The 23,959-nt window shown below is 70.4% G+C and carries 28 protein-coding genes; 21 read left to right on the forward strand and 7 right to left on the reverse strand.

The annotated features are described in order from the left end of the window. The first annotated feature begins 58 nt into the window (after window positions 1-58). From OHN19_RS34305 to OHN19_RS34375, 15 genes are all read left to right on the forward strand, one after another. Entirely contained in the window at window positions 59-1,024 is a 966-nt protein-coding gene (locus tag OHN19_RS34305) for a slipin family protein (protein WP_330267915.1), read from the forward strand. 170 nt (window positions 1,025-1,194) lie between these two features. Continuing rightward, complete coding sequence (locus tag OHN19_RS34310; RefSeq protein WP_330267916.1) at window positions 1,195-1,350, forward strand: hypothetical protein; 156 nt, start codon at window positions 1,195-1,197, stop codon at window positions 1,348-1,350. Continuing rightward, window positions 1,343-1,750, forward strand: coding sequence for a hypothetical protein (locus OHN19_RS34315; RefSeq protein WP_330267917.1), 408 nt, complete (start codon window positions 1,343-1,345; stop codon window positions 1,748-1,750). The genes OHN19_RS34310 and OHN19_RS34315 overlap by 8 nt, the downstream gene beginning before the upstream one ends. A 76-nt stretch (window positions 1,751-1,826) precedes the next feature. Then, window positions 1,827-2,402, forward strand: a complete 576-nt coding sequence (locus OHN19_RS34320) for a phage tail protein (RefSeq protein WP_280852410.1) — start codon at window positions 1,827-1,829, stop codon at window positions 2,400-2,402. Window positions 2,403-2,439: 37 nt separating this feature from the next. Continuing rightward, window positions 2,440-2,730, forward strand: a complete 291-nt coding sequence (locus OHN19_RS34325) for a hypothetical protein (protein WP_330267918.1) — start codon at window positions 2,440-2,442, stop codon at window positions 2,728-2,730. A gap of 188 nt (window positions 2,731-2,918) precedes the next feature. Continuing rightward, on the forward strand, window positions 2,919-3,143 hold the full coding sequence (locus OHN19_RS44015; RefSeq protein ID WP_419249552.1) for a hypothetical protein: 225 nt from the start codon (window positions 2,919-2,921) through the stop codon (window positions 3,141-3,143). 76 nt (window positions 3,144-3,219) lie between these two features. Then, a complete protein-coding gene (locus tag OHN19_RS34335; RefSeq protein ID WP_330267919.1) occupies window positions 3,220-3,909 on the forward strand; it encodes a hypothetical protein in 690 nt (229 codons plus the stop codon). A 34-nt stretch (window positions 3,910-3,943) separates the two neighbouring features. After that, window positions 3,944-5,143, forward strand: a complete 1,200-nt coding sequence (locus OHN19_RS34340) for a hypothetical protein (RefSeq protein ID WP_330267920.1) — start codon at window positions 3,944-3,946, stop codon at window positions 5,141-5,143. Continuing rightward, a complete protein-coding gene (locus OHN19_RS34345; RefSeq protein WP_330267921.1) occupies window positions 5,140-6,000 on the forward strand; it encodes a phage distal tail protein in 861 nt (286 codons plus the stop codon). Before OHN19_RS34340 ends, OHN19_RS34345 begins: the two co-directional genes overlap by 4 nt. Before the next feature lie 37 nt (window positions 6,001-6,037). Next, window positions 6,038-7,135, forward strand: coding sequence for a hypothetical protein (locus OHN19_RS34350; protein ID WP_330267922.1), 1,098 nt, complete (start codon window positions 6,038-6,040; stop codon window positions 7,133-7,135). A 25-nt stretch (window positions 7,136-7,160) separates the two neighbouring features. Beyond that, window positions 7,161-8,162, forward strand: coding sequence for a hypothetical protein (locus tag OHN19_RS34355; RefSeq protein ID WP_330267923.1), 1,002 nt, complete (start codon window positions 7,161-7,163; stop codon window positions 8,160-8,162). Next, on the forward strand, window positions 8,162-9,283 hold the full coding sequence (locus OHN19_RS34360; protein ID WP_330267924.1) for a hypothetical protein: 1,122 nt from the start codon (window positions 8,162-8,164) through the stop codon (window positions 9,281-9,283). Before OHN19_RS34355 ends, OHN19_RS34360 begins: the two co-directional genes overlap by 1 nt. Window positions 9,284-9,317: 34 nt before the next feature. Then, the gene (locus tag OHN19_RS34365; protein ID WP_330267925.1) at window positions 9,318-9,509 is read left to right on the forward strand and encodes a hypothetical protein; all 192 of its coding nucleotides are present in this window, start codon (window positions 9,318-9,320) and stop codon (window positions 9,507-9,509) included. 118 nt (window positions 9,510-9,627) lie between these two features. Next, window positions 9,628-13,128, forward strand: a complete 3,501-nt coding sequence (locus OHN19_RS34370) for a DNA polymerase III subunit alpha (protein ID WP_330267926.1) — start codon at window positions 9,628-9,630, stop codon at window positions 13,126-13,128. Next, a complete protein-coding gene (locus tag OHN19_RS34375; protein WP_330267927.1) occupies window positions 13,125-14,093 on the forward strand; it encodes a DNA polymerase Y family protein in 969 nt (322 codons plus the stop codon). Before OHN19_RS34370 ends, OHN19_RS34375 begins: the two co-directional genes overlap by 4 nt. A 30-nt stretch (window positions 14,094-14,123) precedes the next feature. On the opposite strand, the gene OHN19_RS34380 is transcribed toward OHN19_RS34375, so the two are convergent. Beyond that, window positions 14,124-14,498 (reverse strand): cupin domain-containing protein, encoded by a 375-nt coding sequence (locus tag OHN19_RS34380; protein WP_330267928.1) that lies wholly within the window; start codon window positions 14,496-14,498, stop codon window positions 14,124-14,126. 84 nt (window positions 14,499-14,582) lie between these two features. On the opposite strand from OHN19_RS34380, the gene OHN19_RS34385 reads away from it, so the two are divergent. Next, a complete protein-coding gene (locus OHN19_RS34385; RefSeq protein WP_330267929.1) occupies window positions 14,583-15,029 on the forward strand; it encodes a MarR family winged helix-turn-helix transcriptional regulator in 447 nt (148 codons plus the stop codon). A gap of 172 nt (window positions 15,030-15,201) precedes the next feature. After that, on the forward strand, window positions 15,202-16,065 hold the full coding sequence (locus OHN19_RS34390; RefSeq protein WP_330267930.1) for an esterase/lipase family protein: 864 nt from the start codon (window positions 15,202-15,204) through the stop codon (window positions 16,063-16,065). A 56-nt stretch (window positions 16,066-16,121) separates the two neighbouring features. Here OHN19_RS34390 and OHN19_RS34395 read toward each other — a convergent pair whose 3' ends face one another. Next, window positions 16,122-17,102 (reverse strand): lytic polysaccharide monooxygenase, encoded by a 981-nt coding sequence (locus OHN19_RS34395; protein ID WP_330269776.1) that lies wholly within the window; start codon window positions 17,100-17,102, stop codon window positions 16,122-16,124. 151 nt (window positions 17,103-17,253) lie between these two features. Between OHN19_RS34395 and OHN19_RS34400 the strand changes: the two genes are divergently transcribed. Then, window positions 17,254-17,703 carry a GNAT family N-acetyltransferase gene (locus OHN19_RS34400; protein WP_123759759.1) on the forward strand — a complete coding sequence of 150 codons (450 nt, stop codon included), beginning with the start codon at window positions 17,254-17,256 and terminating at the stop codon, window positions 17,701-17,703. Window positions 17,704-17,724: 21 nt separating this feature from the next. Here OHN19_RS34400 and OHN19_RS34405 read toward each other — a convergent pair whose 3' ends face one another. Then, window positions 17,725-17,859 (reverse strand): hypothetical protein, encoded by a 135-nt coding sequence (locus OHN19_RS34405; protein ID WP_123759758.1) that lies wholly within the window; start codon window positions 17,857-17,859, stop codon window positions 17,725-17,727. 139 nt (window positions 17,860-17,998) lie between these two features. On the opposite strand from OHN19_RS34405, the gene OHN19_RS34410 reads away from it, so the two are divergent. Then, a complete protein-coding gene (locus tag OHN19_RS34410; protein ID WP_330267931.1) occupies window positions 17,999-18,598 on the forward strand; it encodes a class I SAM-dependent methyltransferase in 600 nt (199 codons plus the stop codon). On the opposite strand, the gene OHN19_RS34415 is transcribed toward OHN19_RS34410, so the two are convergent. Together OHN19_RS34415 and OHN19_RS34420 are read right to left on the reverse strand one after the other, a co-directional pair. Then, window positions 18,595-19,146 (reverse strand): DUF402 domain-containing protein, encoded by a 552-nt coding sequence (locus OHN19_RS34415; protein WP_330267932.1) that lies wholly within the window; start codon window positions 19,144-19,146, stop codon window positions 18,595-18,597. The genes OHN19_RS34410 and OHN19_RS34415 overlap by 4 nt on opposite strands. Then, window positions 19,127-20,056 carry a GNAT family N-acetyltransferase gene (locus tag OHN19_RS34420; protein WP_330267933.1) on the reverse strand — a complete coding sequence of 310 codons (930 nt, stop codon included), beginning with the start codon at window positions 20,054-20,056 and terminating at the stop codon, window positions 19,127-19,129. The genes OHN19_RS34415 and OHN19_RS34420 overlap by 20 nt, the downstream gene beginning before the upstream one ends. Window positions 20,057-20,127: 71 nt before the next feature. On the opposite strand from OHN19_RS34420, the gene OHN19_RS34425 reads away from it, so the two are divergent. Further along, window positions 20,128-20,499, forward strand: coding sequence for a GntR family transcriptional regulator (locus OHN19_RS34425; RefSeq protein ID WP_330267934.1), 372 nt, complete (start codon window positions 20,128-20,130; stop codon window positions 20,497-20,499). On the opposite strand, the gene OHN19_RS34430 is transcribed toward OHN19_RS34425, so the two are convergent. Both OHN19_RS34430 and OHN19_RS34435 read right to left on the reverse strand, forming a co-directional pair. Beyond that, entirely contained in the window at window positions 20,484-21,269 is a 786-nt protein-coding gene (locus OHN19_RS34430; protein WP_330267935.1) for a DUF72 domain-containing protein, read from the reverse strand. The two genes, OHN19_RS34425 and OHN19_RS34430, sit on opposite strands and share 16 nt — an antisense overlap. A 15-nt stretch (window positions 21,270-21,284) precedes the next feature. Continuing rightward, window positions 21,285-22,379, reverse strand: a complete 1,095-nt coding sequence (locus tag OHN19_RS34435; protein ID WP_330267936.1) for a DUF5925 domain-containing protein — start codon at window positions 22,377-22,379, stop codon at window positions 21,285-21,287. A gap of 158 nt (window positions 22,380-22,537) precedes the next feature. Between OHN19_RS34435 and OHN19_RS34440 the strand changes: the two genes are divergently transcribed. Further along, complete coding sequence (locus OHN19_RS34440; RefSeq protein WP_330267937.1) at window positions 22,538-23,959, forward strand: GH39 family glycosyl hydrolase; 1,422 nt, start codon at window positions 22,538-22,540, stop codon at window positions 23,957-23,959.

Raw genomic sequence — 23,959 nt, forward strand, 5'->3', positions numbered from 1 at the left:
CCGGAGTTACCGTCGAAGTACACACCTTGAGCACCTGGTTCGGACCCTGGGGGTCGCGATGGTCGAGGAGCTGGTTGCGGCGGGCGTGGCACTCGTGTCCGCCGGAGCGGTGTACGCGATGGCGGCCGCGCGGGTCGTCAAACAGTACGAGCGGGGCGTGGTCTTCCGCCTCGGCAGGCTGCGGCCGGACGTGCGGGGGCCGGGCTTCACCATGATCGTTCCGGGCATCGACAAGCTCCGGAAGGTCAACATGCAGATCGTGACCATGCCGGTGCCCGCGCAGGAGGGCATCACGCGGGACAACGTCACCGTGCGGGTGGACGCCGTCGTCTACTTCCGGGTGACCGGGCCGGCCGAGGCGGTCGTGCGGGTGGAGGACTACCGGTTCGCGGTCTCGCAGATGGCGCAGACGTCGTTGCGTTCCATCATCGGCAAGAGCGAACTGGACGATCTGCTGTCCGACCGCGAAAAGCTCAACCAGGGGCTGGAGTTGATGATCGACAGTCCCGCGGTGGAGTGGGGGGTGACCATCGACCGCGTCGAGATCAAGGACGTGTCGCTGCCCGAGACGATGAAGCGGTCCATGGCCCGGCAGGCCGAGGCGGACCGGGAGCGGCGGGCCCGGGTCATCAACGCGGACGCGGAGCTCCAGGCGTCGAAGAAGCTGGCCGAGGCGGCCAAGGAGATGTCCGAGCAGCCGGCCGCGCTGCAACTGCGGTTGCTGCAGACGGTGGTGGCGGTGGCGGCGGAGAAGAACTCGACGCTGGTGCTGCCGTTCCCGGTGGAGTTGCTGCGGTTCTTGGAGAAGGCGCAGCAGGGGGTCGGTGGGGGGTCCGGGGTTGTTCAGCAGCCGGTGCCGCAACCGGTTCAACAGTCGGTGCAGGAACCGGTGCAGGAACCGGTGCAGGAGCCGGTGCAGCAGTCGGTGCAGGAGCCGGTGCAGCAGTCGGTGCAGGAGCAACTTCCGTCTCCTCCGCCTCGATTGGATGCCGCTGCAGGAGGGTCGGTTTCAGGACAGGACTAGACCTCGTGCGGTCGCTCGTCATCGTTACCCGTTCGAGACCTCAAGTTGCTCACGTCGCGCTTGGGGCGGCCGTTACATTTGCGGTCCCTGGGGCGCCAACTTCCTTCTGACCAATGGAAGTTGATCACCCAGCAGCTTGCTTCGCAGCCGATCGTTTCGGGGGAGACGCCGTGCAGAAGATCCAGTTGACCTATTGGTGGAACGGGCACGAGCCCGGTGACGTCGTGGACGTCGACGACCTGGCCGCCCGGGAACTCCTCGGCGTCATCGCACGGCCCGCGGAGGGCATCGAGGACTCCGCAGACTCCGCCCACTCCGATGAATGAGCCGTACATCACCTTCCCGGACGTGGAGCAGCTGGTCGTCGACCTGCTCAAGGACCGCAGCGAGCTGTCCGGCGTAGTCGTCGACGTCGCGCCGCCCTCCGGCTTCGACGGCTCGCAGCGCGCCGTACTGGTCTCCCGGATGGGCGGTGCCTGGTCGGAGGATCCGCGGCTCGACAATCCGCTGGTCGACCTGGAGGTGTACGGCCCCTCCAAGGCCGCGGCCCACACCGTCTCCCTCGTGGCCCGTGCCCTGATGCTCCAGCTCAGAGGCGCGCGCCACGGCGGGGCCACCGTCGTGGACGTCGTCGAGGAGGACGGGCCGCGCTGGCTGCCCGACTACCGGCACGCCAGTGCCAACCGCTATGTCTCGACCACCCGCCTGGTGGTCCGCCCGGCCTGAACGGCCGTACGCCCGGCGTGACTTCGCCGTACTCCCACATCAGCACGTCATGTCCATCTCCCAGCAAGGAGCAGTGATGGCCGGAACGAACGCCAAGGAGATCCGGGTCGCGGGCAGTGGCCGTGTCCTCATCGCCCCGCTCGCCACCGCACCGCCCGCCGACACCGCCGCGGCGTGGGGTGCCGGATGGAAGGACCTCGGCTACACCACCACCGACGGGGTCAAGATCTCCAAGAAGGACAAGCTGGACCCCGTGGACACCTGGCAGAGCGTCAGCTCGGCGAGGTTCGTCTACTCCGACCGCGACCTCAGCTTCAAGTTCCAGCTCCTCCAACTCAACGAGGACACCCTGCCGTTCTTCTTCGGCGGCGGGCAGGTGAAGGAGACGGCGACCGGGTCCGGGCTCTACAAGTACGAGCTGGCGGCCGAGCCGAAGTTCGACGAGCGGATGCTCGGGCTGGAGTTCGTGGACGGTGACGAGGTCAAGTACCGCATGATCGTCGCCCGCGGACAGGTGACCGAGACGGAGGAGCTCGCCCTCGTCCGTACCGCTCCCGTGAAGCTCGGCGTCACCTTCACCGCGCTGGCCACGGTGGACGGTGCTCCGCTGGCGACCTTCCTGATGAAGGACCCGAGCTTCAGCGCGGCCTGACCCTTTCGTACCTCTCGTAGCAAGGAGCTCCACCGACATGGCCCCCTTCAACGTCAACGCCGCCCGTGCCCAGCGACTCGAAGCGGTCGGAAAGAACTGGGAGTTCGAGGTGGACGGGGATGTGTTCCACCTGCCCACCGAGTTCCCGCGCGGTATCGCCAAGCAGATCGCGGCGCTGGACGACAACGACATCGACGGGCTGCTGGCGCTGCTGCTCGGAGCGGAGCAGTTCGAGCGGTTCTGCAAGTACGACACGAGTGTCCAGGACGTCTCCGCGATCCTGGAGGCGTACGGCAACGACACCGGCATGTCGTTGGGGGAAGGCTGAGCCTCGGCGCGCTGGTCGACGAGCACGCCGAGGCTCTGGAGGCGGATCTGCTCCGCCACTACGGGGTCGACCTCCTCGACTGGCACCGGGGCCGGCTCTCCTCCCGCCGTCTGCGCGTCCTGGTCGAACACCTTCCCTCGGACTCGTCCTTCGCCCGAGCGGTCCACGGCGAACAGGCGGACTGGACGGTGACGGACCATCTGCTGGCGGCGGTCGTCGACCATCTGGCGGTCGCCAACTGGATGTTCGCGACGGTCCATCGGGACGAGGACGCGGAACCGGCGGAGTACCCGGAGGCGGTGCCGCGGCCGTCGGGGGCGACTGCCGAGGTCGTGGACAACCTCCAGGCGGGGGGAGAGGGGAGCGCCGCGACACCCGCCGAAATCGTGGCATTTCTCAGTTCTCCCGGATGACAGGACAGCGATCGTGACTTCACCTCCCGACCCTCGAAGAATCCCTGATTGGGTCCAGGGTTTTATCGACTCGCAGATGTTCAAGACCGCTGTCGACGCGAGGGTCCAGAGTGTGAAGTCCTCCGTTGATCAGCAGGTCGGTGAACTGCGAAGCAAGGTCGATGAACTCAAGGCTGACGCCGAGGCCGCCTTCAGCCGCAACGTGCAGGCACAGGTGCCCATCAGCGGGTTCAAGGAGGAGGTCGCGGGTCTGAATGCCGCGGTCAACGGGATAAAGGCCGAGTTCAATGTCTTCGATCCCGTCAAGTTGTTCGGGCTCCAGGACAAGTACGACGAGTGGTTGCTGAACAGGTTCCGCTCGGAGGAGAAGCGAAAGGAAGCCAGGGACCAGAAACCCGAGAACCTTTTGGCCGAGGTCAACAAGGCCAAGGAAGAGATCGCCAAGGCGAAGAACCGGCTGACCACGTTGGAAGGCAGGCTGGACAAGCCGAAAAGTCTCAGTGAGCTGCGCAAGGACGTCACTGAGAACCATGTCTGGGCCAAGAACCAGATCAAGGACCTGAGGGGCAGGAAGAAGAACCCGCGTGACGACATCCCCTCGGTCAGGCGCAACACCCCGGACCCGAACCTCCGCCAGTTGCACCAGCAGGAGAGGCAGCTCAGGGCGACCATCGCGCACTTCGTTCGTGTCGTGAAGGGGGCCGTTCCCGAAGCGGCCGCTCTTTCGCGGGAGATGGCCCATATCGAACGGGAGCTGAAGAAGTGAGCTGTCCGCCCCGCCCGCCCCACAGGAGTCGACCATGAGAACCGCACTGGTTCAGGCAACGAGCGCGCTCACCCGCTTCCGCACCGCGATGACTCAGACGAGTGCGGCCGGAAGTCGACTGCGCACCGCTGCGACCGGGGCCGGTAGTTCGGTCGACCGGCTCAAGAACTCCGCCACCCAGGCGAGCAGCGCCACAGGCCGGCTGCGGGCCTCCGCCACCCAGGCGAGTGCCGGGCTCAATCAGGTGCGGACCGCTGCCGCCCGGGCATCCAGTGATGTGCAGCGGGCCGGGCGGAGTGCGGCCTCGGGTGGTGGGCTGTTCTCCCGGTTCAGTCAGGGGCTGCGTACCGCCACCACCGCCCAGCGCGGGCTCAACACCGCCATGAAGGCCAACATCCTCGGCGCGATTCTCGCCCTCATCATGCCGCTCATCACCAAGCTCATCGACATGGCGATGCAGTCGAAGACCGTGCAGGCCGTCATGCAGGCGGCGTTCAAGATCATCGGGCAGGTGGTGGGGACGGTCATGAAGGGGGCGTCGGTCGCCATCAACTGGCTGATCGACGCCGGGAAGAATGTCGTCAACTGGCTCAAGGCCAACTGGCCGCTGCTCGTCGCCATTCTCACCGGCCCCGTCGGCATCGCCGTGCTCGCGATCGTCAAGCACTGGGACAAGATCAAGGACGCCGTCGGCTCGGTGCGGGACTGGATCGTCGACAAGTGGAACGGCGTTGTGGACTTCCTGCGCGGCGTGCCCGGGAAGATCTGGGGGTTCTTCGCCGAACTCCCCGACAAACTCCTGCGCTTGGGCGGCGACATCGTCAACGGCCTCATCAACGGCATCAAGAACTCCGCCGGTGCCCTTCTCAACACCGTCAAGAACTTCATCGTCAACACCATCCCCGGCCCCATCCGCAGCATCCTCGGTATCGCCTCCCCGTCCAAGGTGATGATGGGCTTCGGCGGGGACGTCGGCGAAGGGCTCGCCCTCGGCATGGAGGGGGCCGGCAACAGGGTCGCGAGTGCTGCGGGGCGGCTTGCCACTGCCACCGCGCGGAGCGTCATCGGCCCCGGTTACAGCCTTGCCGGAGTCGCCGCCGGGGCGGCACCCCGGGCCGGAGCCGCCCCGGCGAGCGGGCCCGTCACCGTCAACGTGCACCCCCGCCCCGGCCAGTCCGAGTACGAGATCGGCCGGATCACCGCCCGCGAACTCGCCTGGGCGGCCAAGCGATGAGCGGCCGCCAGCTCCAGCAGCCGGTGTTCGAGGTGGACGGCTGGGCCGGGAACACCGTCGACGACGACGGCGTCGAGTGGTGGGTCACCAGCGAACAGGGCTGGGCCGCCACCCCGCCCGTCCGGCTCACCCTGACCGACCGCCCCGAGCGGCACGGTGCGTTCGACGCCCCCTCCTACCGGGGCCCTCGCGTGGTCACCCTGGAGGGCATGGCCATCGCCCCCGAACGCGCCGTACGCGAGGAGGCGAAGGACCGGCTGGCCGCCGTACTCGCCGACGGCAGCACGCTGTTGCCGCTCGTCGTCACCGAACCGCACCGCGTCCGGCGGGCGTTGGTCCGCCTCACCGCCGAGACGAAGATCGTCGACCGCAAGTCCGGCGCCTTCGAGTTCTCGCTGACCATGACCGCGCCGGACCCGCTGCGGTACTCGTACGGGCTGAACACCAGCACCTGCCCGCTGCCCTCCTCCAGCGGCGGAGTCACCTTCCCGCTCTCCTTCCCCCTCGACTTCGGGTCGGGTTCCTCCGGTGGCCGGCTGCTGCTGGAGAACAAGGGCACCGTGCCCACCTGGCCGGTCTGGCGGATCAGCGGGCCCTGCGTCCAGCCGGTGATCAGCAACACCGCGACCGGTGAGGAACTTGCTTTCGAACTCACCCTCCAGAACGGCGAGTTCCTCATCGTCGACACCGACGCACGCTCGGTCCTGCTCCAGGGCACGGCCTCCCGCCGGGCAACGCTGCTGCCCGACTCGGACTGGTTCCCGCTCCGGCCGGGCGCGACGCCCGTACTCTTCCGCGCCCGCGACTACGAACCGGCCGCCCGGTTGACCGCGGAGTGGCGCGACGCCTGGCTCTGACCCGCCCGCCCTCCGCTACCAGAAGGAACGCACCCGCATGGCTGACCCTGTCCCTGAAGACCTCGAGCGTGACTCCGGATGGCTCTCCGGCGGTGTCGTCGACGCCAATGACGCGCGGCTCGCCACCGGCGTGTTCGCTTCGGCGGCGACCGACTCCACCAACCCGATCGCGGCCCGCACGGGCATCAAGCCCGGCCCCGGCAACCCCGGCGGCGTCGAGGCGGAGGCGACCCCCTCGCGCAGTGTGAAGGTCCAGCCCTTCCAGGGGGTCCTGCAGGGCACCCGTGCGTCGTACGCGGGCGCGTACCTGATCACGCTCGGTCGGATGAAGACCCTCGACGTGCTCACCGCGGCCCCGGCCCACTCCTCCTACGCCCGGATCGTCCTCGTCGTGGCCCGGCAGACCGACCGGCAGTACGGCGACGCGAGCGACGGCATGGTGGTGCAGGTGGCGGCCGGGGCGCCCGCGCCGACGCCGGTCGCGCCGAGGCTCAGCGACGACTTCCTGCCGCTCGCCGAGATCACCGTGCGGCCCAACGCGGGGTCCATCACCCAGGCGGACATCAAGGACCTCCGGGTGTTCACCGTGGCCACGGGCGGAGTACTGCCGTTGCAGACCCACGAGTCGCTCCCGGCGAACGGCTACGCCGGACAGCGGCTGTACGACGTCAAGGCCGGCCTCGACCTGGTCCGTACGGGCACGGCCTGGCGGCCGGCGGCCACGGGGGCGGTGGAGTTCTTCGGGCCGGCGGACCCGGGCTGGCCGCAGATCGGCGGCTTGGCCGAAGCCACCGGCCTCACCTTCAACCAGGTCACCGTGCCCACGGCGCCGTACCCCCGAATGCTGCTGATCACAGGGCAGATGTACGCGGTGACCTCGGGCCCCGACGAGCGGTGGGACCACGTGGTGCGCAAGCAGGACGGGACGGCCTTGTCCCTTGCCTGTTTCCACGGCGGTCCCTCGAGGATCACCACCAGCGTGGCCCAGGGGCACTACCTGCTGCCCGCCGCGACCAAGCTGGTGCTGACGCAGTACGTCGCCCGGGGCGGCGGCATGACGACCGGTGCCTGCAGGGTGGGCTCGGACGCCGCGCTCTACACCGGCCTGCGTGTGATCGCGTTCCCCGTCCCGTGACACTCCGACCGGAAGAGGCATCCCCATGAGCACGCCGACCCCAGAACGCGACTCCGGCTGGATCTCCGGCGGAGTCGTCGACGCCGAGGACGCCCGGCTGGCCACGGGCGTGTTCGCCGCGCCCGGGCCCAGCCCGGTGCAGGCCCGCAGCGGAATCCGGCCCGCCACCGGGGACCCCGGCCGGGTCCAGGCCACCGCCACCGTCTCCGGCAAGGTCACCGTCGCCCCCTTCCAGGGCGTGATCCAGGGGACCCGGGCCAGCGCGACCGGCGCCTACCTCGTCACCCTCGGCCAGCAGAAGACCCTCGACGTCCTCGGCACCAACCCGGCCGACTCCAGCAACCCGCGCAACGACCTGGTGATCGCCCGGCAGCGTGACGCGCAGTACGGCGACGCCACCACCGGCATGACCGTGGAACTCGTGAAGGGAACCGCCGCCGCCACTCCCGTCGACCCCGCGGTGAGCGGTGACTTCATCCCGCTCGCCCGGATCAGAGTCGCGAAGAACGCCTCCTCCGTCACCGCCCCCGACATCGACGACCTGCGCGTGTGGACCGCGGCGGCCGGTGGCATCCTGCGGGTCGCGGGCGAGGCCGGCCGGCCCGCGTACCCGTACGCCGGCATGTACATCCACCGCTCGGACAGCAACCACCTGGAGTGGTACGACAGTACGGCGGGCTGGCGGGCGGTCAACAACGACACCGGCTGGACCACGCTCACCTTTCCCGCCAGTTGGACCGTGTACAACAACGAGCCACCGGCCGTGCGCAGGGTCGGTGCGGTCGCCTACCTGCGCGGCGCGATCCGCACGAGTGTCGCCCAGTCGGCCAACCCCACGACCATCATGACCCTCCCGGCCGCCTTCCGCCCAGCGGTACGGCACCACTGGTACGTGGTGCTCGGCGGCACCCGGACGGGCGTGGAGGGCATCGTCGACCCCGACGGCAGCCTGAACCTCTACCCGCAGAACGACCCTCTGACCGCCGGCCAGCTGGTCTACATCAACACCACCTGGCTGGTGGGCTAGTGGCCGCCCGACCGACCCGCTACACCTACTACACCGCCGACCTCGCCACCGGCGTCATCACCGACGAACTCCCGCTGTACGACGTCACGTTCAGCACCGAGCTCAACGAAGCCGGCGAGTTCCGCGCCCGGTTGCCCCTCGGTGACCCGCGGATCACCGTCCACCGCCCCCGCGAACTCACCGAACCGGGACGCGCGGCCCTCTACGTCGAGCGGGACGGCGTGCTGGTGTGGGGCGGGGTGGTCTGGACCGTCAAGTACACCTCCGTGGACCAGCACCTGGAGATCGGCGCGGCCGGATTCCTCTCCTACTTCGACCACCGCCGCGTCCTGCCCAAGACCTTCGATCCGGCCGACCTGGCCTCCGCGAACGTCTCCTTCACCGACCGTGACCAGAGCGACATCGCCCGCGCCCTCGTGGCCTTCGCCCAGGAGCATCCCGACGGCGACATCGGGGTGCGCCCCGAGTCCACCACGCCCTCCGGAATCACCCGCACCCTTCTCTACCCCGGCAGCGACCTCAAGAGCACCGGCGAGGCGCTGCGTGAGCTGGCCAGCCTGGAGCGCGGCCCCGACTTCGTCATCGACATGGCGTACGGCAGCGACGGCCGCCCGGTGCGCAGACTCCGGGTCGGCACCCCGCAGCTCGGCCGGCAGGGCACCCCGCACGTGTGGGAGTACGGCGCCAATCTCATCGGCTACGCCTGGCCGGCCGACGGCGCCTCCACCGCCACCCGGGTCTTCGCCCTCGGGGAGCAGGGTGAGAACGGCCAGCTCGTCGCGGTCGCCGAGGACGGCGGCACCGGGCGCCCACTGACCGAGACCGAGGTCTCCTACGTCCATCTCACCGACGCGGACCTGTTGCGCTCCCAGGCCAGGTCGGCCCTCGCCGCGGTCTCGGCCCCCGTCGTCCTGCCCGAGCTGACCGTGCGCGCCGACCTGGATCCGGTGCTCGGGTCCTACCAGGTCGGCGACGACGCCCTCGTCGTCATCAAGGACGTGTTCTTTCCCGAGGGCGCCCGGTTCGGTGTGCGCATCACCGGGATCGAGGTCACTCCGGGCAACGACGCGGGCGAGGAACAGGTCCAGCTGACCGTGACACCCGCCACCAGCACTCCCTGAACCAACCGCACCCCCCTGAACCAGAGGAGCACCCGTGACCAGGATCAACCGCCCCGACACCCTGCTGACCGAGCTGCGCGACATCAAGCGCCGCCTGCACGCCCTGGAGACCGCGCAGCGCACGACGGCCACCTCCCGCCAGCCGGCCGTCACGGCCGAGAACGCCACCGAGGAGCCCCCGGGGACGGACACCGCCGGGCCCGTCCAGCCCCGCCCCGGCAGCTAGGCCGACGACCGTTTCCGCAGGTGGGGGACGGTCCCGCCGCTGTCGTACGCATGTTCGAGTTTTGGTTTATGGTGGAGGAGGGGCGATAGGGAACTGATGTTCGATGCGGGAGGTGTGGATGGCCGGGTTCACTCATCTGCACACCGTCTCCGGGTTCTCCCTGCGCTACGGCGCCTCGCACCCGGAGCGCCTGGCCGAGCGCGCCTCCGAGCGGGGGATGGACGCCCTCGCCCTCACTGATCGGGACACCCTCGCGGGGTCGGTCCGGTTCGCGAAGGCCTGTGCGAAGGCGGGGGTGCGGCCGTTGTTCGGGGTAGGGCTGGCCGTGGAGGAGATCGAGCCCGTACGGCGGGAGCGGCGCCGTGTCCCCGTGCGCGGAGGCGCCTTCGTGGACGAGTCGGCACCCCGGGTCACCTTCCTCGCCCGGGACGGCGCCCATGGCTGGGCCGACCTGTGCCGGCTCGTCACCGCGGTGCACTCCGAGAAGGGGGTGGAGGGCCCGCCCCTGCTGCCCTGGGAGGAGAACCGGGGAGACGGGCTGACCGTGCTGCTCGGGCCCGCCTCCGACGTCGGCCGCGCTCTCGCCGCCGGCCGTCCGGACCGGGCTGCCCGGCTGCTGGGCCCCTGGCGGGAGGTCTACGGTGACGCCCTGCGGCTGGAGGCCGTCTGGCACGGGAGGAAGGGCACCGGTCCGGGCTCCCTGCGGCTGGCCGCCCGTACCGTCGGCTTCGCCGCCGAACAGCGGATCCGGCCCGTGCTCAGCAACGCCGTACGGTACGCCGACGCGGGCCTCGGCCCGGTCGCCGACGTGCTGGACTCCGCCCGCCGGCTCGTCCCCGTCGGCGCCGTCAAGGAACTGGACTCCGGTGAGGCCTGGCTCAAGGACGCCGGTGCCATGCTGGCGGCCGCCGAGCGGATCGTCGAGGCCGCGGGCTTCCGGCGCGACACCGCCCACCGGCTGCTGGAGCAGACGCAAGCGACCGCGGCCGAGTGCGTCGTGGACCCCGAGGACGACCTCGGCATCGGCACCGTCCACTTCCCCGAGCCGCATCTCGTCGGTGCGGGCCGCCGTACCGCCCAGCGGGCCCTGGCCTCCCGGGCGGCGGCGGGGATGGTGCTGAAGGGGTACGCGGGCAGAGGGGCGTACTGGGAGCGGATGCACGACGAACTGGACATCATCGCCCACCACGGCTTCGCCTCCTACTTCCTGACGGTCGCTCAAGTAGTGGACGACGTACGGGACATGGGGATCCGGGTGGCCGCGCGGGGTTCCGGGGCGGGGTCGCTGGTCAACCATCTGCTCGGGATCGCGCACGCCGACCCCGTCGAACACGGGCTGCTGATGGAGCGGTTCCTGTCCAAGCGCCGGCTCGTGCTGCCCGACATCGACATCGACGTGGAGTCCGCGCGCCGGCTGGAGGTCTACCGGGCGATCATCGGGCGGTTCGGCAGCGAGCGGGTGGCCACCGTCGCCATGCCGGAGACGTACCGGGTGCGGCACGCCGTCCGGGACGTGGGGGCGGCCCTGTCCATGGACCCCGCCGAGATCGACCGGATCGCCAAGTCCTTCCCGCACATCCGGGCCCGGGACGCCCGAGCGGCACTGGCGGAACTGCCCGAACTCAAGGCGCTGGCGGGGGAGAAGGACCGGTACGGGAAGCTGTGGGAGCTGGTCGAGGCCCTCGACGCCCTGCCGCGCGGAGTCGCCATGCATCCGTGCGGGGTGCTGCTCTCCGACGCGTCCCTGCTGAGGCGTACGCCGGTCATGCCGACCAGCGGCGAGGGGCTGCCCATGTCGCAGTTCGACAAGGAGGACGTCGAGGACCTCGGGCTGCTCAAGCTCGACGTGCTCGGCGTGCGGATGCAGTCGGCGATGGCGCACGCGGTCGCGGAGGTGGAGCGGGGCACGGGCGAGCGGATCGACCTGGACGCGCTGGCGCCGGGCGATCCGGCGACGTACCAACTCATCCGTTCCACCGAGACGTTGGGGTGCTTCCAGATCGAGTCGCCGGGGCAGCGGGACCTGGTCGGACGGCTCCAGCCGGCTACTTTTCACGATCTCGTCGTCGACATCTCGCTGTTCCGGCCCGGGCCGGTCGCCGCCGACATGGTGCGGCCGTTCATCGAGGCGCGGCACGGGCGGGCGCCCGTCCGCTATCCGCACCGGGACCTGGAGGGACCCCTGAAGGAGACGTACGGGGTCGTCGTCTTCCACGAGCAGATCATCGACATCGTCGACATCATGACCGGGTGCGGACGCGGCGAGGCGGACCGGGTGCGGCGCGGGCTGTCCGAACCGGAGTCGCAGGGGCGGATCCGGTTCTGGTTCGCCCAGCACGCGGCGGCGAACGGCTACAGCGCGGAAACGATTCAGCGCACCTGGGAGATCGTCGAGGCCTTCGGGTCGTACGGCTTCTGCAAGGCGCACGCGGTCGCCTTCGCCGTACCGACGTACCAGTCGGCGTGGCTGAAGGCGCATCATCCCGCCGCCTTCTACGCCGGGCTGCTCACCCACGACCCCGGGATGTACCCGAAGCGGCTGCTGCTGGCGGACGCGCGGCGGCGCGGGGTGCCGATCCTGCCCCTGGACGTGAACGAGTCGGGGGTCGCACACAGGATCGAACTGGTGTCTGATAAACCTTCGGTGTGGGGTCTGCGACTCGCCCTCTCCGACGTGTACGGCATCAGCGAGGCCGAGGCCGCGCGGATCGCGGAGGGGCAGCCGTACGCCTCGCTGCTGGACTTCTGGGAGCGGGCGCGGCCGAGCCGGCCGGTGGCCCAAAGGCTGGCCCAGGTCGGCGCGTTGGACTCCTTCGGCGCGAACCGGCGTGATCTGCAACTGCACTTGACCGAGCTGCACCGGGGCGGGCGGGGTGCGGGCGGTGGGCAGCTCCCGCTGGCCGGCGGGCGCAGGACCGCCCCGGCCGGGCTGCCGGACCTGTCCTCCGTGGAGCGGCTCAGTGCCGAGCTGGGGGTGCTGGCGATGGACGTCTCGCGCAATCTGATGGACGACCACCAGGATTTCCTGCGGGAGTTGGGCGTGGTCGGCGCGCGGCGGCTGCGGGAGGCGCGGCACGGGGAGACCGTGCTCGTCGCGGGGGCCAAGGTGGCCACCCAGACCCCGCCGATCCGGTCCGGCAAGCGGGTCATCTTCACCACCCTGGACGACGGCACCGGCCTGGTCGACCTCGCCTTCTTCGACGACTCGCACGACGCCTGCGCGCACGCCGTCTTCCACTCCTGGTTGCTGCTGGTGCGCGGAGTGGTGCAGCGGCGCGGACCGCGCAGCCTCAGTGTGGTGGGCGCGGCCGCCTGGAACCTCGCCGAACTGGTCGAACTGCGGAACGAGGAGGGCCTCGACGCGGTGGCGGCACGGCTGGCGGAGCCGGCACCGGGGCCGGTGTCAGCGGCAGGGGCAGGGGCAGGGCCGGGTTCGGAAGGAGTTGGTGACGAGAGCGGGGTCCGGGCGGGAGGCCCGTCCGGCGATCCGACCGGTGGGCGGCGAATCCAAATGCCGACGGGATACGAACTGCATCCGTGGGCCGATCTGCGGCCGGCGGGTCAAGAGGCTTCACAGGTACGGAAGTTGTGGCACCAGAGTCCGGGGAGTGCGGGATGACCATCCTCTGCGTACGTTTCCAGCTGCCGCCGACGCGAGAGGCGGCCCTGCCCGAACTGCTCGGCCTCCTCGAGGAGTTCACGCCGGTCGTCGAGGCGCTGCCGCCGGACGGGGCACTGGCCGACCTGCGGGGCGCCGAACGGTACTTCAAGCGCGACGCCGTCGAACTGGCCTCGGTGATCCGGGTCCGCGCCCTCGCCCTGCACGGAGTGGACTGCGCGATCGGCGCCGGACCCGGACCGATGCTGGCCCGTATGGCGCTGAAGGACGCCCGGCCCGGACTGACCCGGACGGTCCCCGAGGACGCGGTGGCGGACTTCCTCGCCGGCCGGCCCGTCGCCGCACTCCCCGGCGTCGGCACCGCGACCGCCCGCGTGCTGTGCGAGTACGGCCTCGACACCCTGGACCGGGTCGCCGCCGCACCCCTGTCCACCCTCCAGCGACTGGTCGGCGCCAAGCCCGGCCGCGAGCTGCACGAGAAGGCGAACGGCGTGGACCGCGGCCGGGTGGTCCCGAACGGCGTCTCGCGCTCCCTCGCCACCGAACGCCCCTTCACCCGCGACGAGTTGGACCCCGACCGGCACCGCCGCGCCCTGCTCTCCGCCGCCGAGGAGCTGGGCACCAGGCTGCGGGCCCTCGACAAGGTCTGCCGCACCCTGACCCTCACCGTCCGCTACGCCGACCGCACCGCGACCACCCGCAGCCGCACCCTCGGCGAGCCCACCGCCCACTCGGCGGCCCTGACCAGGGCGGCCTACGGCATGTACGAGGCGCTGGGCCTCCAGCGCGCCCGGGTCCGCTCCCTCGCCCTCCGGGCCGAGGGCCTGGACTCCGCCGAACAGGCCTCCCACCAGCTCACCTTCGACCCCACCGACGAGAAGCTCCGCCGTATCGAGGAGGCCGCGGACCGCGTCCGGGCGAAGTTCGGACCGCTGGCGGTGCTGCCGGGGACCCTGGCGGCGTAGGGGCAGCCACCCCCGGGAGCCCGCGTGAGGTCAGTTGGCCCACGGCGGGGTGATGCGGGTGCCGTCGGCCAGTTCCGCCTCCAGGCCGATGGAGGTGGTGACCCAGGTGAGGGCGGTGTGGTCGGTCGGGTTCTCGACGCTCAGGGTCGCGCCCGGGTTGATGATCGCCGTGTCGCCCGCGGTGAGCCGGTGGGTGGTGCCGTCGAGGGTGATCAGGAGTTCGCCGATGAGCAGATGGAAGATCTCCTCGCGGTTGACGGTGTGAGCCGGTGCCTTCGTCCCGGCGGGGATCTCGCCGCGCCAGGCGCACAGCTCCCTGCTGCCGGTGAGGGGAGTGGCGTACGAGACGAAACGGGCGCCGTGGATCTCGTGGGTGACGGCTTCGGACGAGTGGACTACGGGCATGCGGGCCTCCGTGATCGAAGAAGGTCGAAGGGTGACCTCAGATGGTCAAGCAACTTGAACAAGTAGCTTGACTATAGTGCTCTCATGCAGAACTCCGAAGCCCTTTTTCTGACCTCCGCCCTGCTCTCCGCCGCGAGCGATCTGACCCGGCGCATCAACGAGGGGGTCGTCGCCCGTGGATTCGAGGGTGTGCGCCCCGCCCACGGCTTCGCGTTCACGCGGCTCGCGCCGGACGGGGCCACGGTCACGGAGCTCGCCGGGCATCTCGGGGTGACCAAGCAGGCCGCCAGTCAGCTGGTCGACGAGATCGTGCGCAAGGGGTACGCCGAGCGGCGACCGCATCCCGAGGACGCGCGGGCCCGGCTCGTCGTGCTCACCGAGCAGGGGTGGGCCTGCACCCGGGCGGCGGAAGAGGCCGCCACGGAGGCGGTCGCGGCGTGGGTCGATGTCATCGGCGAGGGTGAAGTGCGCGCGTTGTGCCATCAATTGGGACGCATTGCCCCCTATGGTCCCATCAGGCCAGCCTGGTGACGGTTCATCATCGGATACATCCGACGCGGTTATCACTGGAAGTTTTTACTGACGCGTAACTTCACAAGCGAACTACTCGTCCGTAACTTTCGAATTGAACAGCATCCTTCGTGATCCGGATCACAGGGCGTAAGGCCATCGCAACTCCCTTGAGCCGCAAGGAGATCACCCGATGCTGCCCTGGAAACGACTGCTCAGACCCCTCGCCGCCGTACTCCTGACCGCCGCGGTCGCCGTCGTCCCCGCCGCCGGAACCGCCCAGGCGGCCACCGCCCCCAGCGCCGGCTGGAACGACTGGTCCTGCAAGCCCTCCACCGCCCACCCCCGTCCCGTCGTCCTCGTGCACGGCACGTTCGCCAACTCCGTCGACAACTGGCTGGCCCTCGCCCCCTACCTGGAGAATCGCGGCTACTGCCTCTTCTCCTTCGACTACGGCCAGTTGTCCGGGGTGCCCCTCGTCTACGGCCTCGGTCCCATCGACAAGTCGGCCGAGCAGCTGAAGACCTTCGTCGACAAGGTGCTCGCCGCCACCGGCGCCACCGAGACCGACCTGGTCGGTCACTCGCAGGGCGGTCTGATGCCCCGCTACTACCTGAAGTTCCTCGGCGGCGCCGCCAAGGTGAACGCCCTCGTCGGCATCGCCCCCGACAACCACGGCACCACCCTGTCGGGGCTGACCAACCTGCTGCCGTACTTCCCGGGTGTCGGTGACTTCCTCACCACCAACACCCCCGCCCTGGCCGACCAGGTCGTCGGCTCCGCCTTCCTCACCAAGCTCAACGCGGGCGGCGACACCGTCCCCGGCGTCAAGTACACCGTCCTCGCCACCAGGTACGACGAGGTCGTCACGCCGTACCAGAGCCAGTTCCTCAGCGGATCCGGCGTCCACAACGTCCTGCTCCAGGACCTGTGTCCGCTCGACCTCTCGGAGCACGTGGCCATCGGCCTGTTCGACCGGATCGCCTTCCACGAGGTGGCCAACGCCCTCGACCCGGCCCACGCCACCGCCACCACCTGTGCGTCGGCGCTGAGTTGAGCGTCGCCGGGGCCTGTCCGGCCTGAGCCGCCGGTCAGGCCCCGGAGTTCATCGGATCAACGGCCGCGCCGTCCACCGTGGTTCACCGCACGCCTGCGCACCGAACCGAACAGGATCGCCGCGCCGGCCGCGAGGGTGGCGGCACCGCCCATCGCGAGATACGAGGTGCTGGTGTCGCCGCCCGTCTCGGCGAGGTTCTGCGAACTCCCCGCCGCCTGCACGTCGTTGGCCGGCAGACCCGCCGTCTCCTGGGCCGTCGGCTGGGCCGACGTACCTGCGTCGTCGTCACCGTGCCCGTGATGCTCGACCGTCGACTTGTCGGTGCCGGCCTCGATCTGCTCCTCGGAGGGCGCGGAGGCGCTCGGCGCCGGAGCCGAACTGCCCTTCACGGCCCCGGAACCGCCCCCGAACGTCACGTCCGAGCAGGAGTAGAACGCCTCCGGGCTGTCCGAGCGCTGCCAGACGGCGTACAGGAGCTGCTTGCCCGAGCGCTCCGGGAGCGTGCCCGAGAACGTGTAGAAGCCGCCCGAGGCGACCGGGTCCGTGGCCGTCGCGACCGGGTGCGACAGGTCCAGGTCGTCCCAGGCCAGCGGCTGCGCGGGGTCGTAGCCCGGCTTGGTGAGGTAGACCTTGAAGGTGCCCTTGTGCGGGGCGGTCACGCGGTACTTGAAGGTGTACGACCCGCTGCGCACGCTCGTCGCCGGCCAGTCGGCGCGGGCCAGGTCCAGCCCCTTGAACTCGTCGTTGTTCGCGCTGCACAGCCTGCCGTCCGGGATGAGCTCCTGGTGCCGTCCGCCCGCGTCGCCGATGCGGATGCCGTTCCAGTCGTAGAGCGCCTGGGTGCCGCCGCCCGCGACCGCCGCCCGGCACGCGTCGGACTTCGGGCTCTCCGGGCCCTCCGCGTAGCACTGCGAGACCCGGCTGACCGGGTCGCCCAGCGAGCCGTGCGCCGCCGCGGGCGCGGTGGCCAGCGCGGTCAGGGCGAGCGGGGCCAGTCCGACGGCGGCGGCTGCGGCGGCCTTGCGGCGTGCGGGCAGGCGTGCGGGCATGGGGGTCTCCTCGGAACCGGAACTGATGGGTGCCGGATCAAAGAAACCGTGAAATCCCCAGCTTGTGACGGCCGCTGACGATCTTTATGGCTGTCTTAAGGGACTGCTGAGACGGAGATCAGGTAGGTAGCGTGCGGGCATGACGAACGAGGAGATCAGGCCCGCCGGGACAGCCGACGTGCCGGCCGTGAAGGCCGTGACGGACGCCGCGTACGAGCACTACATCGAGCGCATCGGGCTGGTACCGCAGCCCATGCGACGGGACCACGCGGCGAACGTGGCCGCGGGGCAGGTGTACGTCACCGGCGACCCGGTGGTCGGGCTCGTGGTGATCGAGGAGCGCGCCGACCATCTGTACCTGGACAACATCGCCGTCCGTCCCGACGCCCAGGGGCAGGGAGTGGGTGGACGGCTGCTGCGGTTCGTCGAGGCACACGCGCGTGCGCTGGGACTGCCCGAGGTCAGGCTCTACACCAACGCGAAGATGTGGGAGAACCAGGAGATCTACCCGAAGTTCGGTTATGAGGTCGTGGAACGGCGAGTGGACGGGCCCTATGACCGCGTCCACTACCGCAAGCGACTGGTCTGACACGGAGCATGCCTGCCGCCGTCAGCCGTCCGGCCACCAGGTCCGCGCGATGTCCTTGCGGACCTCGGGTCGTCCCGCGGGGCGCTCGTCGGCCTCCTCACGGATCCGGCGGGCGTCCGTCCTCTTCAGGGGCTTCTGCACGGTGGTACGGCGCATGGCTGCCTCCTTCAGTGCCTACCGAGTTCCGCGTTCTCACGGAGGTAGACCCTTTCGGGGAGAGTTCCTCATCGGTCAGTGGTCTGTCAGTGGCGGCTGTCACGATTCGAGTGTCAGTGGCGGGTGTCACTCTGGGGGCATGACGGAGAACAGTGGTGGTGGGGGCGTGGACTGGGACGCGGAGGCGGCGTCCTTCGACGAGGAACCGGATCACGGGCTGCGCGACCCCGAGGTGCGGCGGGCCTGGGCGGGGCGGCTCCGGGAGTGGCTCCCGGAGCGGGCTTCCGACGTCCTCGACCTCGGGTGCGGGACCGGCAGCCTGTCGCTCCTCGCGGCCGAGCAGGGACACCACGTCACCGGTGTCGACCTGTCGCCGGCCATGGTGGAGCGGGCCCGCGCGAAGCTGGCCGGGCGTGACGCGGTGTTCCTCGTCGGTGACGCCGCGCAGCCGCCGGTGGGGGAGCAGCGGTTCGACGTGGTGCTCGTACGGCATGTGCTGTGGGCGCTGCCGGATCCCGGGCGGGTGCTGCGGCGGTGGTGGGGGTTGGTGCGGCCGGGTGGGCGGTTGGTGCTGGTAGAGGGGGTGTGGGGGGCCTTCGGGATATCCGCCGAGGTGGTGAGGGGGTTGGCGGAGACGCTCGGGGGGCGGGTACTCGTGGAGCGACTCTCAGGGGATTCTGCGTTGTGGGGGAAGGACGTGGACGACGAGCGGTATGCGGTGGTGGTGCGGGGCGACTAGAGGGGTGGGAAGCGGTGTCGTTCGTCGGCTGCGGGTGCGTCGTGGCCTCTCGCGCCGTTGCCCGCGCCCCCAGAGAGGTGGGTCAGCGCCTCCAACTCGTTCAGAGCTGTCCATGCCGCTGACGCCGCTTCCGGGTCCCGCTCCGCCAGGCCGCTCTCCTCGAACTCGTCCTCGTCCAGGCGCAGGATCTCCTTGAAGTCGGCCGAGACCCACAGGTCGAGGTCCAGGTCTTCTACGACCAGCTCGGTGCCGTGCAGTGTCGCCGGGCGGGTGATGTCGCAGTACCAGCCCTTCAGGGTGCCGTCCCCCGAGCGGACCTCCTTCACCGCGTACCAGCGGTCCCGCCAGTAGTGCTCGGTGAACACGTCACCCGGTTCGAAGCGGACGAAGCCGAAGTCGCGGACGCCCTCCCCGGCCCAGGGGGCCCGGACCGTGACGCGGGTGCCGTCGTCGGTGAGGAGCTCGGCCTCGTAGCGGATCTTCGTGCGGCCGGCCTTGACCAGGACGACCTCCACACGCGGGAGCGGTTCAGGTGAGTTCGCGGACATGGCGTACCTCCGTGGCGCGGATCTCGTACCCGAACCACTTGTTGATCGCGAGCATCGGTTCGTTTCCGGCGTCGTTGCCGGTGAGGGCCTCCGTGCAGCCGGCGGCGCGGGCGCGGTGCAGGGAGGCGTTCTTGACGAGCTTGGCGAGGCCCCGGCCCCGGAAGGCGCGGGCGGTGCCGGTCATCGCGGTGGCGTAGCGGCCGGTGCCGTCGGTGTGGGCGGCGCTGAAGGCTGCCGGACGGCCGTCGACCAGGGCGATCGTGGTCAGGGCGTGGTCGAGGAGCGGGTGCTTCCAGTTCTCCTCGATCCAGGCCTTGTAGTCCGTGAACTCGGTGTCCACGTCGCTCGGTTCGTCCCCGACGGTCTCCGCGTCCAGCTGGAAGAAGGGCCGCGGATCGTCCGCGAAGTCGGCTGCGGTGCGCAGTTCGACACCAGGGGGAGGGGTCCGGAGCGGGGGCAGTGTGGCGTTCACCAGGTCCAGGCGCAGAAAGTGCGCGGCGCGGCTGGCGCGGTAGCCGAACCGCTCGGCGAAGGCGCGGTTGTACGGCTCGTCCAGAACCCAGGAGAACAGCTTGGTCGCCCCGTGCGCCGCCAGGTGCTCCTCGGCGGTGCGCACGAGGAGGGCACCGGCACCGCGCCGGACGCGGTCCGGTCGTACGTAGACGTTGTGATAGCCCTGGCCCGGCTCGGGGCTGTCATGGGCGAGGCCCAGCTGCGCCGTGCCGATCACCTCGCCGTCCTCCTCCGCGACGAGGGAACGGTAATGGGCGTCCGGGTGGGTGTGGACCGTGCGGTGGATGACGCCGGCCGGCGTCCACAGCACGTGCGGGAGAGCCAGATGGCGGGCACGGGCGAAGTTCTCGACGTCGGCCGGGTCCTGGGGGCGCAGGTCGCGCACGATCACGGTCATGAAGGCGCACGTTACGTGGGGGCCTGGGCCGGGTGCCTCTCATTTTCCGGCCCGTGCGGGACAATCGGCTGGTGACTTTGAAGATCCACATCGACGACAGCGCACCGCCGTACGAGCAGGTACGGATGCAGATCTCCGAGCAGGCCCGGGCGGGCGTGCTGCCGGTGGGGTACCGGCTGCCGACCGTGCGGGGGCTCGCGGAGTCGCTCGGGCTGGCCGCGAACACCGTCGCCAAGGCGTACCGGGCGCTCGAGAGCGACGGGGTGATCGAGACGCGGGGGCGCAACGGCACGTTCGTCGCCGCGGCGGGCTCGGCAGCGGAACGGGAGGCGGCGTCGGCGGCCCAGGCCTACGTCGAGCGGGTGCGGCGGCTGGGGTTGACCGAGGGCGACGCCCTGGCGGCCGTACGGGATGCCCTGCGGGCGGGTTACGGGCAGGGCTGAGCGGGGTTCGGCACCGCGGAGATGCGTCGCCGTGGCCGCGCGCCGTTGCGGAGGAGCAGTGTTTCGAACACCGGTGCGTCGTGGACGGCCGCGCCGTTCGGGTCGTTGTTGAAGTACGCGTACACGTCCTCGTCGCCGGAGAAGGTCCGGCTGACGCGGTCCGCCCAGGTCTCCAGGGAGCGCCTGCCGTAGCTCGGCCACGCCCGGGCGCGGCCCTCGTGGAAGCGGACGTAACCCCAGTTGGCCGTCCGCCACAGCGGGGTCACCGGGCGGGCCCGTACGTCGGCCCAGCACAGCGCCGCGCCGCGGGCCTCCAGGACCCCGCGGACCTCGTCCGTCCACCAGGACTCGTGGCGGGGTTCCACCGCGACCCGGATCGAGGACGGGAAACAGGCCAGGCAGGCGTCCAGCAGGCCCGCGTCCGCCTTCAGGGTCGGAGGGAGCTGGAGGAGGACCGGGCCCAGGCGCGGGCCCAGGCCCTCCGCGTGGCTCATCAGACGGTGGACCGGCTCCTGAGGGTCCTTCAGGCGTTTGATGTGGGTCAGGTACCGGCTCGCCTTCACCGCCACGACGAAGTCCTCCGGCACCCGGGCCCGCCACGCCTCGAAGGTCTCCCGGGACGGCAGCCGGTAGAACGCGTTGTTGATCTCGACCGTCGGGAAGTGCGCGGTGTACTCCTCCAGCCAGAGCCGCACGGGCACGCCCTCGGGATAGAGGACGCCCCGCCAGTCCTTGTACTGCCACCCGGAAGTGCCGACGAACAAGGTCATACATCCATCAAAGCACTACAGGTACAGCCCCGCGTCCGCCCCCGGCCGCGGCTCCGGCAGCGCCGTCGGTGACGTCCCGCGGCGCAGCGCGTACAGCTCGGCCAGGGGCGCGCCCTCGCGGCCCACGCCCTCCTCGGTGCCGAGCCAGCCCACCGCCTCCCGCCGGGTCAGCGGGCCCACCTCGATCCGGGCCAGACAGCGGCCGGGCCGGACCACGGCGGGGTGCAGCCGCTCCAGGTCCTCGTTGGTCGTCACGCCCACCAGGACGTTGCGGCCCTGTCCGAGCAGACCGTCGGTGAGGTTGAGCAGCCGGGACAGGGCCTGGCCCGCCGTGTGCTTGGCCTCGCCGCGGATCAGCTCGTCGCAGTCCTCCAGGAGCAGCAGCCGCCAACGGCCCTTGCCCGTGGAGTCCTCCTCGCCGATCGCGATGTCCATCAGATAGCCCACGTCGGAGAACAGCCGCTCGGGGTCCAGGACGCAGTCCACCTGGCACCAGTCCCGCCAGGAGCGGGCCAGGGTGCGCAGGGCTGAGGTCTTGCCGGTGCCCGGCGGACCGTGGAGCAGCAGCAGCCGGCCCGCGATGTCCTCCGGGGTCGTCTTCATCAGGCTGTCCATGGCGTCCGCGACCGGCGCCGTGTAGTTCTCCCGCACCTCGTCCCAGGTGCCCGCCGAGATCTGCCGGGTCGTGCGGTGCGGACCGCGCCTGGGGGAGACGTACCAGAACCCCATGGTCACGTTCTCCGGCTGGGGTTCCGGCTCGTCGGCCGCCCCGTCGGTGGCCTGGTCGAGGATCTTCTTGGCCAGCTCGGCGTCGGTCGCCGTGACCGTGACGTCGGCGCCGCGGTTCCAGCGGGAGATCAGCAGGGTCCAGCCCTCGCCCTCGGCGAGCGTGGCGCTGCGGTCGTCGTCGCGGGCGACGCGCAGCACCCGGGCACCGGCCGGCAGGAGCGTGGCCCCGGTGCGGACCCGGTCGATGTTGGCCGCGTGGGAGTACGGCTGCTCGCCCGTCGCGAAGCGGCCGAGGAACAGCGCGTCGACGACGTCGGACGGGGAGTCGCTGTCGTCGACGTTGAGCCGGATCGGCAGCGCGTCGTGTGGGTTCGCAGACATGCGGCCCATGATCCGGCACGGGAGGTCCCCACGCACCCGGTTTCCGCAGGGGCCGGACCGTGTCGCCGGCGTCCGGTCCGTCCGCCCACCGCTGTTACAAGTCTGTGCATCCCCGGCATCTGCCCGCACAGGCGTGTTCGCGGATACCGTTGTCCTCAATGGGACGTCATGGGTGGTATACGGGGGCGCGGCGGTGGCGGCTCACCGCACTGCTCGGGGTGGGCGCGGCGGCTCTGGCGCTGGTCGTGACGCTCCTCAACACGCTTCCGGGCAGCGGCGCGGGCACCGACGGCACCTCGCGCAACGGCGACCGGGTCCACGGCACTCCGACGACCACACCGGACGCCGACACCCCGGACGTCGGATGGGGCTTCACCCACACCCAGTTCAGCGCCGACGAGGGCAGCTCCACGGCCACCGAACGGGTCGAACGGGAGATCAAGGACGCCGGCGGCATCCCGCAGAACCAGCACATCATGGGCTGGGGCGCCGACAACCCCGAGCCCGTCAAGGGGCGTTACGACTTCGAGGACCTGGACCGGCGCGTCGACTTCATCCGCGCCTCCGGCTCCACACCGACCATCACCCTGTGCTGCGCGCCGGACTGGATGAAGGGCGGCGAGGCCGGCGTCGGCAACACCGACTGGAGCCAGGCGTCGCTGGAGAAGGCCCCGGACCCGGCGCACTTCAAGGACTACGCGGCGCTCGCCGCGACCGTCGCCAAGCGCTACCCGGACGTACGGCACTTCATCGTCTGGAACGAGTTCAAGGGCTTCTGGAACAACGCGAAGGCCCGCTGGGACTACGAGGGCTACACCCAGCTGTACAACCTGGTCTACAAGGCGCTCAAGAAGGTGAACCCCGACATCATGGTCGGCGGCCCGTACCTCGTCATGGACAGCGTCGACCCGCGCTCCACCGACGCCTCCGCGACCTTCAAGGGCCCCTGGGGCGCGATGGACCAGCGGATCCTGGACGCCTTCGACTACTGGAACAGGAACAAGGCCGGCGCCGACTTCGTGGTCGTGGACGGCTCCAGCTACACCAACGACGACGAGCTGCTGCCGAACGAGTTCGCCGCCACCGACAAGTTCACCGCGGTGAGCAGGTGGGTGCGGGAGCAGACCGGGAACCTGCCGCTGTGGTGGGCCGAGTACTACGTCGAGCCCGCCGACAGCAGGGACGAACGCGAGGGCTGGTCCGAGGACCGCCGGGTCGCCGTGCAGGCCGCCGGGATGATCGCGCTGGCCAGGGGCGGCACCACGTCCGCGTTCTACTGGAACCCGGAGAACGAGAAGGGCACCGACTGCGCGGGGTGTCTGTGGACGCCGACGAACGCCAGCGGCGGCGGCCGGAAGCTGCCGATGTTCGACCTCGTCAGCCGGTTCGGCAAGGCCTTCGCGCCGGGCAGCACCTTCGAGAACGTCTCCGTCGCCGCCGACGACGTCCCCAACGTGCGGGTCCTCGCCACTGACGAGACCGTCCTGGTCGTCAACACCCTGAACCGGCAGATCAACGCCGACATCGACGGGAAGAAGTTCGCGATGCAGGCTTACGAGGTCAAGTGGCTGAGCCGCTGA

The organism is Streptomyces griseorubiginosus, assembly GCF_036345115.1.
GTDB classification, from domain to species: Bacteria; Actinomycetota; Actinomycetes; order Streptomycetales; family Streptomycetaceae; genus Streptomyces; species Streptomyces griseorubiginosus_C.

Bases quoted from the DNA above. Each gene is read 5' to 3' on its own strand.
- OHN19_RS34305 (WP_330267915.1), top strand. From the start codon at position 59: ATGGTCGAGGAGCTGGTTGCGGCGGGCGTGGCACTCGTGTCCGCCGGA.
- OHN19_RS34315 (WP_330267917.1), top strand. From the start codon at position 1,343: ATGAATGAGCCGTACATCACCTTCCCGGACGTGGAGCAGCTGGTCGTC.
- OHN19_RS34320 (WP_280852410.1), top strand. From the start codon at position 1,827: ATGGCCGGAACGAACGCCAAGGAGATCCGGGTCGCGGGCAGTGGCCGT.
- OHN19_RS34325 (WP_330267918.1), top strand. From the start codon at position 2,440: ATGGCCCCCTTCAACGTCAACGCCGCCCGTGCCCAGCGACTCGAAGCG.
- OHN19_RS34335 (WP_330267919.1), top strand. From the start codon at position 3,220: ATGTTCAAGACCGCTGTCGACGCGAGGGTCCAGAGTGTGAAGTCCTCC.
- OHN19_RS34340 (WP_330267920.1), top strand. From the start codon at position 3,944: ATGAGAACCGCACTGGTTCAGGCAACGAGCGCGCTCACCCGCTTCCGC.
- OHN19_RS34345 (WP_330267921.1), top strand. From the start codon at position 5,140: ATGAGCGGCCGCCAGCTCCAGCAGCCGGTGTTCGAGGTGGACGGCTGG.
- OHN19_RS34350 (WP_330267922.1), top strand. From the start codon at position 6,038: ATGGCTGACCCTGTCCCTGAAGACCTCGAGCGTGACTCCGGATGGCTC.
- OHN19_RS34355 (WP_330267923.1), top strand. From the start codon at position 7,161: ATGAGCACGCCGACCCCAGAACGCGACTCCGGCTGGATCTCCGGCGGA.
- OHN19_RS34370 (WP_330267926.1), top strand. From the start codon at position 9,628: ATGGCCGGGTTCACTCATCTGCACACCGTCTCCGGGTTCTCCCTGCGC.
- OHN19_RS34375 (WP_330267927.1), top strand. From the start codon at position 13,125: ATGACCATCCTCTGCGTACGTTTCCAGCTGCCGCCGACGCGAGAGGCG.
- OHN19_RS34380 (WP_330267928.1), bottom strand. From the start codon at position 14,498: ATGCCCGTAGTCCACTCGTCCGAAGCCGTCACCCACGAGATCCACGGC.
- OHN19_RS34385 (WP_330267929.1), top strand. From the start codon at position 14,583: ATGCAGAACTCCGAAGCCCTTTTTCTGACCTCCGCCCTGCTCTCCGCC.
- OHN19_RS34390 (WP_330267930.1), top strand. From the start codon at position 15,202: ATGCTGCCCTGGAAACGACTGCTCAGACCCCTCGCCGCCGTACTCCTG.
- OHN19_RS34400 (WP_123759759.1), top strand. From the start codon at position 17,254: ATGACGAACGAGGAGATCAGGCCCGCCGGGACAGCCGACGTGCCGGCC.
- OHN19_RS34405 (WP_123759758.1), bottom strand. From the start codon at position 17,859: ATGCGCCGTACCACCGTGCAGAAGCCCCTGAAGAGGACGGACGCCCGC.
- OHN19_RS34410 (WP_330267931.1), top strand. From the start codon at position 17,999: ATGACGGAGAACAGTGGTGGTGGGGGCGTGGACTGGGACGCGGAGGCG.
- OHN19_RS34415 (WP_330267932.1), bottom strand. From the start codon at position 19,146: ATGTCCGCGAACTCACCTGAACCGCTCCCGCGTGTGGAGGTCGTCCTG.
- OHN19_RS34420 (WP_330267933.1), bottom strand. From the start codon at position 20,056: ATGACCGTGATCGTGCGCGACCTGCGCCCCCAGGACCCGGCCGACGTC.
- OHN19_RS34430 (WP_330267935.1), bottom strand. From the start codon at position 21,269: ATGACCTTGTTCGTCGGCACTTCCGGGTGGCAGTACAAGGACTGGCGG.
- OHN19_RS34435 (WP_330267936.1), bottom strand. From the start codon at position 22,379: ATGTCTGCGAACCCACACGACGCGCTGCCGATCCGGCTCAACGTCGAC.
- OHN19_RS34440 (WP_330267937.1), top strand. From the start codon at position 22,538: ATGGGACGTCATGGGTGGTATACGGGGGCGCGGCGGTGGCGGCTCACC.